Consider the following 12,471-nt stretch of genomic DNA (forward strand, 5'->3'; position numbering starts at 1 on the left):
CCGGGAGCCGACGTGAGCCGACGCTGCACGGGGCCCGCCGCCCGGACCGGAAGGTCCCGGGCGGAGCCTCGTGCGGCGCGCACGGCGGCCCGCACCGCGGACGCAGCACCCCGGGCAGCACAGAACCCGGTCCGAGGACAGGCCTCGAACCGGGTCAGTGGGAGTTACAGCGTCAAGCGCGGCGACGGTAAGAAGGGTCGGACGGCGTCTGCTCGTCCTCGTCCTCTTCGTCGTTGTAACGACTCGCGTACTGAGCGTACGGGTCGTCATCCAGCTCATCGTCCTTTTCGAGCGGCTCGCTGTTCGGCGGCTGCTTCGTCGGCGATGCGCCCAGCTCATTGGCCAGACGTGAGAGGTCGGTCCCGCCGCTGTTGTACTTCAGCTGGCGGGCGACCTTTGTCTGCTTGGCCTTGGCCCGGCCGCGCCCCATGGCTCGACCCCCTCATTGACGGGGCTCGACGGCCCCAGAGTCTTGACACGCGTTCACGTTCATGAGTCAGAGCGGACCCCCGTGGAGGGATCCGGCCTGTAGGGCTTCAACGGTACCTGCTTCCGCGGCCATACGGTACGTCGCCCGCATGACGTGCCACGCAGCACAACCCTAGGGGAGCCCCGTCCCCGCTGGTCAGCTGCGATTTTAACGTGTCTCGTGCCCCGACCCGCCGATGGGTGGTGAGAGATGTCTCGCTCACCACCTCATCGGACGGGCCTGTAGGGACCACTAGGGGGCGGCTCCGGGCGGCCTTTCGGCCGCCGGTCCGGCCGCGCCGCGCCCGCCGCCGGGACACGAACGGAGCACAACGCGTCCTTTGCGGGCTTACCGGGCGGTTCTACCGCGTGGTAGCCATGCTGGCGGCGGCCGCGGCCGCGTCCGTGGCGCGCGCCCGCGCCTCGGCCATGCGCTGCTCGGCCAGCCGGTCGGCGGCAGCGGCGGGCGGAATGCCGTCGGCCTTGGCCCGATCAAATATGGCCAAGGTCGTATCGAAAATCTGGTTCGCCTTGGCCTTCGCCCGGTCGAAATCAAAACCGCGCAGTTCGTCGGCGACCTGAATCACTCCGCCGGCGTTCACCACATAGTCCGGGGCGTAGAGGATGCCGCGGTCCGCGAGGTCCTTCTCGACGCCCGGGTGGGCGAGCTGGTTGTTGGCCGCGCCGCAGACCACGCTCGCGGTCAGGGCGGCCACGGTGGCGTCGTCCAGCGCGCCGCCGAGGGCGCAGGGGGCGTAGACGTCGAGCGGCGTACGGACCAGGACGTCGGCGTCCGTCACGGCGGTGACCTGCGGGTGACGGGCCAGGATCCGCTCCACGGCCTCCGCACGGACATCGGTGATCACGACCTCCGCGCCGTCCTCGACCAGATGCTCGACGAGGTGGTGGCCGACCTTGCCGACGCCCGCGACACCGACTCTGCGGCCGCGCAGCGTGGGCTCGCCCCACTGGGTCTGCGCGGCGGCGCGCATGCCCTGGAAGACGCCGAAGGCGGTGAGGACGGAGGAGTCGCCGGCGCCGCCGTTCTCGGGGGAGCGGCCGGTGGTCCAGCGGCACTCGCGGGCGACGACGTCCATGTCCTGGACGTAGGTGCCGACGTCGCAGGCAGTGACGTACCGGCCGCCGAGGGAGGCCACGAAGCGACCGTATGCCAGCAGAAGCTGTTCGGTCTTGATCAGAGAGGGATCGCCGATGATCACGGCCTTTCCGCCGCCGTGATCGAGGCCCGCCAGTGCGTTCTTGTAGGACATGCCGCGGGAGAGGTTGAGGGCGTCCTGCACCGCCGCCTCCTCCGAGGCGTACGGGTAGAAGCGGGTGCCGCCGAGGGCGTCGCCCAGGGCGGTGGAGTGGATGGCGATCACTGCCTTGAGGCCGCTCTCGCGGTCCTGGCACAGCACGACCTGTTCGTGGCCGCCCTGGTCCGACCGGAACAATGTGTGCAGCACGCCGTCAGCTTCATCGGTGGGACGTACGTCAGTCACTGTGGTGACTCCATATGTCGCGGAGGTCGCCCTCCGGGGGTGGTGGAGGGCCGGTTGGCAAGAGGGTAAGACCTGCCGGCCCGGCGGGCCGGTCCCGTGCGGAGGATCACTCCTCCGAGGAGCGGTGCCATGGGACGATTTGCGCGGTACGGGGAGGGTTCGGCAACTCCCCGGGGTGTCCGGCGTCTTGAGGGGAGCACGTGTGGGCTCGGCGTCATCGGTGACTGTCCCGTACGCGTCGTACCTGCGGGTCTACGAGCCGCTGGGCGCGTTCCCGGAGCCGGAGCGCACGCACTGGGAGCGCTACGCCCGGCGCACCGCCCTGCCCTGCGCCCAGGACGAGCTCCGGCGCTCGCTCGCCGACCTGCTGCCCACCCCGCCGGTGCCGGTCCCGGTGCACGAGAGCGGCGACGCCTTCGTGACCTTCCAGGACGGCGTCCTGTGCGTCTGCCCCTGGCGGACGCGGCTGCGCGGCTGGCTGGCGCTGGAGGAGCTGTCCGAGAGCCTGCCCGCACCGGTCCTGGACGCGGCGCTGCCGCCGGTCGTGCGCCGGCAGGCGGAGGCCGACTACGAGCGCTGGCAGGAGCGCAACCCCGACGCCAGGCCGTGGATCCGCACCGCGACCTGGCAGGTGCCCCTGCGCTGGTTCGTCCTCTTCTCCGACGAGGAGCGCGAGTACGGCAAGCCGGGCGAGTGCGCCGGCGAGGGGGAGCCGGGCCGGGACGGGCTCGTGCTCCGCTACCGCACGCCGATGGTGCAGGCGAGGCGGCGGGTGGCCCGGGGGCTGCGCACGCTCAAGGACGCGATCGACGAGGGCCCGCTGATCGACGGGCTGGTGGACGTGGGGCGGTGGCTGGAGGAGTTCCACCCGCGCTCCCTGGTGGAGCTGGACTACGGCGGTCTGGTGCATATGGTGCCCGAGGCGCAGCTCGCCGAGGACCATTCCGCCGGGGACACGGCGGAGGGGCTCGCGGCGCTCCGCGCGGGGGACGGGGTGCGCGCCGGGAGGGCGTACGAGCGGTTGACGGAACGCTGGAGTGCCGTACGCAACCGTCAGTACGCCAATTGAAGTCCTGGTTCTAGGAGCCCCGGGACCTAGGTCCTGATCCGGGCCATTGCGGCAACCGTGACCTAACGCACTTTCGTCAGGTCTTGCGCCCATCGCCCATCTGCGTGGCAAAATAGGACAAGGAGTCCGGGAAGGGCTCCTTCCGTCCAACTAAGGGCGGATTGATCGGTATTGCACTCCTTGGCGGGTCTGGTGACCCCTGATCCCGCTGTGACTGATCGTCACGGCGGCGTGACTGTCCGCTATGGCATGGTCCATCGGCTTCCGTCGAGGTTGAACACCTGAGAGGGCAATTCCATCGGTTTGGCCGACGTGGCTGGACAGATGGTGTAGTTGTAGTGCCGAGGACAAGCCGTTCGTCCTATAACCGACTCGGCCCGCGTCCGCCATTTCGGGCAACGCGGGTCAAGGTGCAGAATTTAGAGGAAAGAACCGACTCCACGTCAGGTTCTCCCGAGGAGGCCGCTCATGACCGCTCGCACCCCTGATGCCGAGCCGCTGCTGACCCCGGCTGAGGTTGCCACGATGTTCCGCGTGGACCCGAAGACGGTCACCCGTTGGGCCAAGGCTGGCAAGCTCACGTCCATCCGCACGCTCGGAGGACACCGCCGTTACCGCGAAGCGGAGGTCCGCGCCCTGCTGGCGGGCATTCCGCAGCAGCGCAGCGAGGCCTGAACCACCGTATGACCGGGCGTTTTCCGGGGCCCCCAACCCGGCTCGCGCCCCGCTCCAGCTTTAGCTGAAGCACCCTGAAGCACCATCTGGCTCCATACGACCGGCTCCTGCCCCAACAGGACCGCCGCAGCCCACCGACTTGGGCGAGTCGTCGATCGCGCTGGACTCCGCCGGGTCCAGCGCGATCTTTTTTATGCCCGGACGTCTCCGGACACCCCTGGGCGGGCCCGGCGGCCCTGCCCGGCTCTGGGCAGCGGGGGCCGGCGGATCGCCCGTACGGAGCCCCGGCCCCACCCTTTCGGGTGGAGTGCAATTGCACATATTAAATTGACCCGTTGTAGGGCAGGGGTAAGTTCCCTCATCCGGGAAACTCTTTCGGTGACTCCCGTCACAGCGCGACGGGCTTGTCACTCATTGTGCCGCTGCGGTAAAGGGCCCGGTGCGCGCCGCACGTGCGCGGAAGCATGGCCGACTGCCGCCCGTACAGGCGCCGTTGGTCACCCGGAGCCGCTCCGCACCTCCTCGGCGCCCTCCGGCCCGGACACCGGCCCCGCGGGGCCCGCGGCCGCCTCCTGGGCGAGCCGCAGCAACCGGTGGCACACGGCGCAGTGCCGGGTCAGGTGGCGGTACCCAAAAGCGCCCGACGCGGCGGACAGGTGGGCGCGCAGCAGCGCCCGCGTCTCGTGCCGGATGCTCTCGGCCCTGAGCTTCCCGGACCCGGGCGTCCCGGGCCGCTTCGCCTCTGCCGGGGTGGTGGTCGTCGTCATGGAGCGCAGCACCTCCACTGCCTGGGTACCCCTGGCACGTGTCCCAGTCAAGGTCGAACGCGAGAAGGCCCGGATCCCTGAAAAGGGATCCGGGCCTTCAACTCGTGCGGTCCTGACGGGATTTGAACCCGCGGCCTCCACCTTGACAGGGTGGCGAGCACTCCAAACTGCTCCACAGGACCTTGCTTGCTTCCCGCTCTCGCGGGCTTGCGAGAGAGACTCTACAGCAGGTCAGGGGGTGCGGTCGAACCCGATCACGGAAGGGCCCCCGATCGGGTTCCCGCACCGTGCCGCGGCCCGGCCGCACCACCCGCCCCTAGGGCACCAGCTGATCGATGGCCTTCACGATCCGCTTGTCCGAGACCGGGTGCGCGGTCCCCAGCGCGTGGGCGAAGTAGCTCACCCGCAGCTCCTCGATCATCCAGCGGATGTCGAGCGCCTCCCGCGGCACCGGGCGCCCCTTCGGGAACTGCTCCAGCAGCCACGCGTGCTCGTCCTGCATCTCCTTCACCTTCGCCATCCGGGCCCGGTCCCGGTCGGCGTTGGCGGGCAGCTGGGTGAGCCGCCGGTCGACCGCCACCAGATAGCGCAGCAGGTCCGGCAGCCGCCGCACGCCGTGCTCGGTGACGAAGCCCGGCTTGATCAGCCCCGCCAGCTGCTCCTTGACGTCCGAGAGCGAGGACATCAGCGACAGGCTCGTGGTGGCCTTCAGCCGGCGCTCGCACGCCTGCCAGGCGGCCAGCACCTCCTGTACCTTCCGGATCGCGTCCATCGTGGCGTCCACGATGTCCGCCCGTACCGCGTCGAACAGCTTGCGGAAGGATTCTTCGTCCCAGACGGGGCCGCCGTGTGCCGCGATCAGCTTGTCGGCCGCACCCGCGACGCAGTCCTCGAAGAGCGCCTGGACGGAGCCGTGCGGATTGCGCGACAGGGCGAGCTTCTGCTGGTTGCCGAGCTTGTCCTGGGCGAATTTCGCCGGGTTGGAGGGCAGGTTCAGCAGGATCAGCCGGCGGGTGCCCCGCCACATCGCCTCGCGCTGCTCCGCTTCGGTGTCGAAGAGCCGCACGGCGACCGAGGAGCCCTCGTCCACCAGCGCCGGATACGCCTTGACCGGCTGGCCGGCCCGGCGCGTCTCGAAGGTGCGCGGCAGGGTGCCCACCGTCCAGGACGTGAGCCCCGAGCGCTGCTCCGGGGCGCCGCCGCCGGTGCCGCCGGCCTTGGCGGCCCCCGCGGCCTGCTCGAAGGCCTTGGAGATCGCCGCCTGCGTCTTCGGCTTGAGCCGCAGCCGCAGCGCCTCCAGGTCCTTGTCCTCGGCGATCTTGCGGCGGCGCTCGTCGACGACCCGGAAGGTGATCTTCAGGTGGTCGGGGACCTTGCCCGGGTCGAAGTCCTCCGGCTCCAGCCGGACGGCCGTCATCCGGTGCAGCTCGCGCGCCAGCGTGACCGTCAGGGACTCCTGCAGGGGCACGGCACGGTCCAGGAACGCCTTGGCGAAGTTCGGCGCCGGCACGTAGTTCCTGCGGATCGGCTTGGGCAGCGAGCGGATCAGCTCCGTCACCAGGTCCTCGCGAAGCCCAGGGATCTGCCAGTCGAAGCCCTCGGCCGAGACCTGGTTCAGCACCTGCAGCGGAATGTGGACGGTCACGCCGTCCGCGTCCGCCCCCGGCTCGAACTGGTAGGTCACCTTGAACTTCAGCCGGCCCTGCCGCCAGGAATCCGGGTAGTCGTCCTTGGTGACCGCCTCGGCGTTCTCGTTGATGAGCATCGACTGCTCGAAGTTCAGCAACTCCGGCTCGTCGCGCCGCTTGTGCTTCCACCACGAGTCGAAGTGCGCGCCCGACACCACGTGTTCGGGCAGCCGCTGGTCGTAGAAGTCGAAGAGCGTCTCGTCGTCCACCAGGATGTCCCGGCGGCGGGCGCGGTGCTCCAGCTCCTCGACCTCGCCCAGCAGCTTGCGGTTGTCGTGGAAGAACTGGTGGTGCGTCCGCCAGTCGCCCTCGACCAGGGCGTGGCGGATGAACAGCTCGCGGCTGGTCTCCGGGTCGATCCGGCCGAAGTTGACCTTCCGCTGGGCGACGATCGGCACGCCGTACAGCGTCACCCGCTCGTACGCCATGACGGCCGCCTGCTTCTGCTCCCAGTGCGGCTCGCTGTAATTGCGCTTCACCAGATGCTCGGCGAGCGGCTCGATCCACTCGGGCTCGACCTTGGCGTTGACCCGCGCCCACAGCCGCGACGTCTCCACCAGCTCGGCCGACATCACCCAGCGCGGCTGCTTGCGGAACAGCGCCGAACCCGGGAACACCGCGAACTTCGCGCTGCGGGCACCCAGGTACTCGTTCTTCTCCGTGTCCTTCAGACCGATGTGGGAAAGCAGACCGGCCAGCAGCGACTGGTGGATGCGGTCAGGGGCCGCATCCTCCTCCGCCATGTGGACGCCCATCTGCTTGGCGACCGTCCGCAGCTGCGAGTAGATGTCCTGCCACTCGCGTATCCGCAGATAGTTCAGGAACTCCGACTTGCACATGCGCCGGAACGCCGACGACGACAGCGCCTTCTGCTGCTCGCGCACGTAGCGCCACAGGTTCAGGAAGGCGAGAAAGTCACTCGTCTCGTCCTTGAAGCGGGCGTGCTGCTGATCGGCCTGCGCCTGCTTCTCCGAGGGCCGCTCGCGCGGATCCTGGATCGACAGCGCGGCCGCGATCACCATGACCTCGCGGACGCAGCCGTTGCGGTCGGCCTCCAGGACCATACGGGCCAGCCGCGGGTCCACCGGAAGCTGCGCGAGCTTGCGCCCCGACTGCGTGAGCCGCTTCTTCGGGTCCTTCTGCGCGGGGTCGAGCGCGCCCAGCTCGACCAGCAGGTCGACGCCGTCCTTGATGTTGCGCCGGTCCGGCGGATCGATGAACGGGAACTTCTCGATGTCGCCCAGGCCGGCCGCCGTCATCTGCAGGATGACCGAGGCCAGGTTCGTCCGGAGGATCTCCGCGTCCGTGAACTCCGGACGGGACAGGAAGTCGTCCTCCGAGTACAGGCGGATGCAGATGCCGTCCGACGTACGGCCGCAGCGGCCCTTGCGCTGGTTCGCGCTCGCCTGGGAGATCGCCTCGATCGGCAGCCGCTGGACCTTGGTGCGGTGGCTGTACCGCGAGATCCGCGCGAAACCGGGGTCGATCACGTAGCGGATGCCGGGAACCGTCAGGGACGTCTCCGCCACGTTCGTCGCGAGGACGATCCTGCGGCCCGTATGGCGCTGGAAGACCCGGTGCTGCTCGGCGTGCGACAGACGGGCGTACAGCGGCAGGATCTCGGTGAACCGCAGCTTCTTCTTCTCCAGCGCGTCCGCGGTGTCGCGGATCTCCCGCTCGCCGGAGAGGAAGACCAATATGTCGCCGTCACCCTCGCGCTGCAGCTCGTCCACCGCATCACAGATCGCCGTGATCTGATCGCGGTCCGCGTCGCCGGAGTCCTCCTCCAGCAGCGGCCGGTACCGCACCTCCACCGGATACGTCCGCCCGCTCACCTCGATGATCGGCGCCTCCCCGAAATGACGCGAGAAGCGCTCCGGGTCGATCGTGGCCGAGGTGATGACGACCTTGAGGTCGGGGCGGCGCGGCAGCAGCTGGGCCAGATAGCCGAGGATGAAGTCGATGTTGAGGCTGCGCTCGTGCGCCTCGTCGATGATGATCGTGTCGTACTGGCGCAGCTCGCGGTCCGTCTGGATCTCGGCCAGCAGGATGCCGTCCGTCATCAGCTTGACCAGCGTGCTCTCGCTCACCTGATCGGTGAAGCGGACCTTCCAGCCGACCGTCTCGCCCAGCGGCGTGCGCAGCTCCTCCGCGACGCGCTCGGCGACCGTACGGGCGGCGATCCGGCGCGGCTGGGTGTGCCCGATCAGGCCCCGGACGCCGCGGCCGAGCTCCATGCAGATCTTGGGGATCTGCGTGGTCTTCCCGGAACCGGTCTCACCCGCGACGATCACGACCTGGTGGTCGCGGATCGCCGCCAGGATCTCGTCCTTCTTCTGGCTGACCGGGAGCTGCTCGGGATAGGTGACGGCCGGCGCGGCCGCCCGGCGGCTCGCGACGCGCAGCTCGGCCGCGTCGACCTCTGCCGTGATCTCGGCCAGGACGGCCGTACGGGCCTCGGGCTTGCGGATGCGGCGCGCGCCCTCGAGCCGCCGCCCCAGGCGCTGCGCGTCGCGCAGCGTCAGCTCGGGGAGGCGGGCGGCGAGGTCGGCGAAGGTGGCGGGGGCGGCAGGCTGCGTAGACATACGGAGTCCAGGATCGCACCAGCCGCCGCGAAGCGGCGAACCCATTTTCCGGGAAAACACTGAGCCCCCCGTCCGAAGACGAGGGGCTCACTGTGGCTGGGGCCGGGGTCGAACCGGCGACCTTCCGCTTTTCAGGCGGACGCTCGTACCAACTGAGCTACCCAGCCACGCAGACATCAGAGACGTCTGCAGCGGTCCTGACGGGATTTGAACCCGCGGCCTCCACCTTGACAGGGTGGCGAGCACTCCAAACTGCTCCACAGGACCTTGCTATGTGCGAGCACTAGTCTCGCACACGGTACAGCGTGCCCCCAACGGGATTCGAACCCGTGCTACCGCCTTGAAAGGGCGGCGTCCTGGGCCACTAGACGATGAGGGCTGATGGCCCACCTGGGCGCTTTGCAGCGCCTCGGGGACGTGAGAAGCATATGGGATGGAGAGGGGGAACGCCAAAACGGTTTCCCGGAGGCGGCGCGACGGGGCTGCCGGGGGCCGTGCGGGGGCCCCGCGGGGGTGCGTGCCGGACAATGGCGAGCGTGCTGGAGATGACGCGCGAGGAGTTCGAGGAACTGGTCGCCGAGGCCCTGGACCGGATCCCGCCGGAGCTGACGCGGCTGATGGACAACGTCGCGGTGTTCGTCGAGGACGAGCCCCCGGCGGAGGACCCGGAGCTGCTCGGCCTCTACGAGGGGACGCCGCTGACCGAGCGCGGCGAGTGGTACGCCGGCGTCCTGCCCGACCGGATCACGATCTACCGCGGTCCCACGCTGCGCCTGTGCGCCTCGCGGGAAGAGGCGGTGGAGGAGACCGAAGTGACGGTCGTTCACGAGGTGGCGCACCACTTCGGCATCGACGACGAGCGCCTGCACGCCCTCGGCTACGGCTGACCGGCGGGAGGCCGGGGCGGACCGGCGGCGCGGGGGCCGGGGTAAAGAGCCCGTCAGGTGACCGTGTGCCGCGCGTGTCCTGGGCGGGGCGGTCTCAGTTGGGCAGGGGGCCTGTCCCATGCGTCAGTCCCGGAAGTCCCGAAGGCGGTCCCCCGATGCCTCCCACCTCACCCCGCGCAGCCGTCACCCGGATCGCGGCCGTCGCCGCCGCGGTCCTGGCCCTCGGGGGGTGCATGAGCGTGAGCGACCCGGAGCGGCCCGCTCCGTCGCCGGGTGCGGGCAAGCAGCGCGACGCGGGACCGGAGCCGGACGGCGGGGTGCGGATCCCGGGCGGGCGGCCCGGGCAGGCGGACGCGCGCTCCGCGCGGGGCGCGAGCGGCAGCCCGTCGGCCAGGAACACGGCCACCCCGTCCTCGTCCGCGACGCCCTCGGGCACCCCGGCCGAGGCCTCGCCGGACGCCCGCCCCGGCAAGCCGGGCAAGAAGGCGAAGCCGCCGACCGGCGGTGGCACGGCCCCCGCGCCCCGCCCGCCCGCGTCCACCCAGCCGGCTCCCCAGCCGAGCACCCCCGCGCCGCCGCCCCCCACCCAGCCGCCCTCGTCCTCGGCGCCTCCCTCGCCGCAGCCGGGCCCGCAGGCGGCGGGCCCCATGGCGTAGGCCGCGCCGGGCCCTGTGGCGCAGGCCATGCCGCCGGGCGGGTACGGCGGGTTGCGTCCGGGGGGTGCGAGTGCGTATGGTGGTAGATCGTTTGATCCCATTTGCCCGGCGCCCTGCAGAAGCGCGCCGTGTGGCGCGTTCCTTACCTTGCCGTGGCTGACCGCATCGAGGCGGTCATTTGTGAAGCCGACACGGAGCTTGGGCGCGTGCCGAAACTCCGGAAGGTTTCGCATTTCGCATGTCCATTTCCCCTGAGCAGACCGTCATGCCCGCGAACGACGAGATCGTCGAGATCGTCGCCGAGGCGGACGCCACCGCGGAGACCACCGCGGACCTCACCCCCGCCGACGACACCGCCGCCGCCGAGCCCGCCGAGCCGACGATCACCTTCGGTGACCTCGGCCTGGACGACGCGATCGTCCGCAAGCTCGCGCAGAACGGTGTCACCACCCCCTTCCCGATCCAGGCCGCGACCATCCCGGACGCCCTGGCCGGCAAGGACATCCTCGGCCGCGGCCGCACCGGCTCCGGCAAGACCCTCTCCTTCGGCCTGCCGCTGCTGTCCACCCTGGCCGGCGGCTTCACCGAGAAGAAGCGCCCCCGCGGTCTGATCCTCACCCCGACCCGTGAGCTCGCGATGCAGGTCGCGGACGCCCTCCAGCCGTACGGCGACGTGCTCGGCCTCAAGATGAAGGTCGTCTGCGGCGGTACGTCCATGGGCAACCAGATCTACGCCCTGGAGCGCGGCGTCGACATCCTCGTCGCCACCCCGGGCCGTCTGCGCGACATCATCAACCGCGGCGCCGCCTCGCTCGACAAGGTCCAGGTCGCCGTCCTCGACGAGGCCGACCAGATGGCCGACATGGGCTTCCTGCCCGAGGTCACCGAGATCCTCGACCTGGTGCCGTCCGGCGGCCAGCGCCTGCTCTTCTCCGCGACGCTGGAGAACGAGATCGACACCCTCGTCAAGCGCTACCTGGTCGACCCGATCACGCACGAGGTCGACCCCTCCGCCGGTGCCGTCACCACCATGACCCACCACGTCCTCGTCGTGAAGCCGAAGGACAAGGCGCCGGTCACCGCCGCCATCGCCGCCCGCAAGGGCCGCACCATCATCTTCGTCCGCACCCAGCTGGGCGCCGACCGCGTCGCCGAGCAGCTGCTGGACGCCGGCGTCCGCGCCGACGCCCTGCACGGCGGCATGACCCAGGGCGCCCGCAGCCGCGTCCTGGAGGACTTCAAGGCCGGCTACGTGAACTGCCTGGTCGCCACCGACGTCGCCGCCCGCGGCATCCACGTCGACGGCATCGACCTGGTCCTCAACGTCGACCCGGCCGGCGACCACAAGGACTACCTGCACCGCTCGGGCCGCACCGCCCGCGCCGGCCAGTCCGGCACGGTCGTCTCCCTGGCCCTGCCGCACCAGCGCAAGCAGATCTTCCGCCTGATGGAGGACGCGGGCGTCGACGCCTCGCGCCACATCGTCGGCGGCTCCGGCGCCTTCGACGAGGAGGTCGCCAAGATCACCGGCGCCCGCTCCCTCACCGAGGTCCAGGCCGACTCCGCCGCCAACGCCGCCAAGCAGGCCGAGCGCGACCTCGCCGACCTGACCCGCCAGCTGGAGCGCGCGCAGCGCCGCGCCACCGAGCTCCGCGAGGAGGCCGACCGCCTGCTGGCGCGCGCCGCCCGCGAGCGCGGTGAGGACCCGGAGGCCGCCGTCGCCGCTGCCGCCGAGGCCGCCGCCACCGAGGCCAAGGCCGAGGAGGAGGCCGCGGTCGCCGCGTCCGTCCCGGCGCAGGCCGCTCCGGCCCACGAGCGCCGCGACGAGCGGGGCAACTTCGAGCGCCGCGGTGGTGACCGCCGTGACGACCGCGGTGGTGACCGTGGCGGCTTCCGTCGCGATGACCGTCGTGATGACAACCGCTCCGGTGGTTTCCGCCGCGATGACCGTCCGTCGGGTGGCTTCCGTCGTGACGACCGTGAGGGTTTCCGTCGTGACGACCGCCGCGATGACCGCGGTGGTGACCGTGGCGGCTTCCGCCGTGACGACCGTCGTGATGACAACCGCTCCGGTGGTTTCCGCCGCGATGACCGTCCGTCGGGTGGCTTCCGTCGTGACGACCGTGAGGGTTTCCGTCGTGACGACCGCCGCGATGACCGCGGTGGTGACCGTG

At 70.6% G+C, this 12,471-nt stretch carries 9 protein-coding genes and 4 tRNA genes; 5 read left to right on the forward strand and 8 right to left on the reverse strand.

Going from position 1 to position 12,471, the window contains the following annotated elements; all coding sequences use genetic code 11:
- Positions 1–172: 172 nt before the first annotated feature.
- On the reverse strand, positions 173–430 hold the full coding sequence (locus ACOTKD_RS26950; RefSeq protein ID WP_424891560.1) for a DUF3073 domain-containing protein: 258 nt from the start codon (positions 428–430) through the stop codon (positions 173–175).
- 400 nt (positions 431–830) lie between these two features.
- The gene (locus ACOTKD_RS26955; RefSeq protein WP_424891561.1) at positions 831–1,970 is read right to left on the reverse strand and encodes a Leu/Phe/Val dehydrogenase; all 1,140 of its coding nucleotides are present in this window, start codon (positions 1,968–1,970) and stop codon (positions 831–833) included.
- A gap of 202 nt (positions 1,971–2,172) precedes the next feature.
- Between ACOTKD_RS26955 and ACOTKD_RS26960 the strand changes: the two genes are divergently transcribed.
- Positions 2,173–3,039: a hypothetical protein gene (locus tag ACOTKD_RS26960; protein ID WP_424891562.1), complete on the forward strand. Its 867-nt coding sequence runs from the start codon at positions 2,173–2,175 to the stop codon at positions 3,037–3,039.
- A 468-nt stretch (positions 3,040–3,507) separates the two neighbouring features.
- Entirely contained in the window at positions 3,508–3,714 is a 207-nt protein-coding gene (bldC, locus tag ACOTKD_RS26965) for a developmental transcriptional regulator BldC (protein WP_003949541.1), read from the forward strand.
- 497 nt (positions 3,715–4,211) lie between these two features.
- Here bldC and ACOTKD_RS26970 read toward each other — a convergent pair whose 3' ends face one another.
- The 6 genes from ACOTKD_RS26970 to ACOTKD_RS26995 all read right to left on the reverse strand — a co-directional run bounded on the left by ACOTKD_RS26970 (position 4,212) and on the right by ACOTKD_RS26995 (position 9,133).
- Complete coding sequence (locus ACOTKD_RS26970; protein ID WP_424891563.1) at positions 4,212–4,481, reverse strand: DUF6274 family protein; 270 nt, start codon at positions 4,479–4,481, stop codon at positions 4,212–4,214.
- A gap of 107 nt (positions 4,482–4,588) precedes the next feature.
- Positions 4,589–4,663: transfer RNA gene (locus ACOTKD_RS26975), tRNA-Asp, on the reverse strand.
- Positions 4,664–4,797: 134 nt separating this feature from the next.
- Positions 4,798–8,754 (reverse strand): ATP-dependent RNA helicase HrpA, encoded by a 3,957-nt coding sequence (gene hrpA / locus ACOTKD_RS26980; protein ID WP_424891564.1) that lies wholly within the window; start codon positions 8,752–8,754, stop codon positions 4,798–4,800.
- 93 nt (positions 8,755–8,847) lie between these two features.
- A tRNA-Phe gene (locus ACOTKD_RS26985) sits at positions 8,848–8,921 on the reverse strand.
- A 25-nt stretch (positions 8,922–8,946) separates the two neighbouring features.
- A tRNA-Asp gene (locus ACOTKD_RS26990) sits at positions 8,947–9,021 on the reverse strand.
- 39 nt (positions 9,022–9,060) lie between these two features.
- Positions 9,061–9,133 (reverse strand) — tRNA-Glu (locus tag ACOTKD_RS26995).
- 157 nt (positions 9,134–9,290) lie between these two features.
- Between ACOTKD_RS26995 and ACOTKD_RS27000 the strand changes: the two genes are divergently transcribed.
- From ACOTKD_RS27000 to ACOTKD_RS27010, 3 genes are all read left to right on the forward strand, one after another.
- Positions 9,291–9,641: a metallopeptidase family protein gene (locus tag ACOTKD_RS27000; protein ID WP_424891565.1), complete on the forward strand. Its 351-nt coding sequence runs from the start codon at positions 9,291–9,293 to the stop codon at positions 9,639–9,641.
- Positions 9,642–9,796: 155 nt separating this feature from the next.
- Positions 9,797–10,297: a hypothetical protein gene (locus tag ACOTKD_RS27005; RefSeq protein WP_424891566.1), complete on the forward strand. Its 501-nt coding sequence runs from the start codon at positions 9,797–9,799 to the stop codon at positions 10,295–10,297.
- Between the two features lie 238 nt (positions 10,298–10,535).
- Positions 10,536–12,471, forward strand: a 1,936-nt coding sequence (locus ACOTKD_RS27010; RefSeq protein ID WP_424891567.1) for a DEAD/DEAH box helicase, incomplete at its 3' end; no start/stop codon positions are given.

The sequence above is a fragment of the Streptomyces sp. XH2 genome (genome assembly GCF_049725035.1).
Lineage (GTDB): Bacteria > Actinomycetota > Actinomycetes > Streptomycetales > Streptomycetaceae > Streptomyces > Streptomyces roseoverticillatus.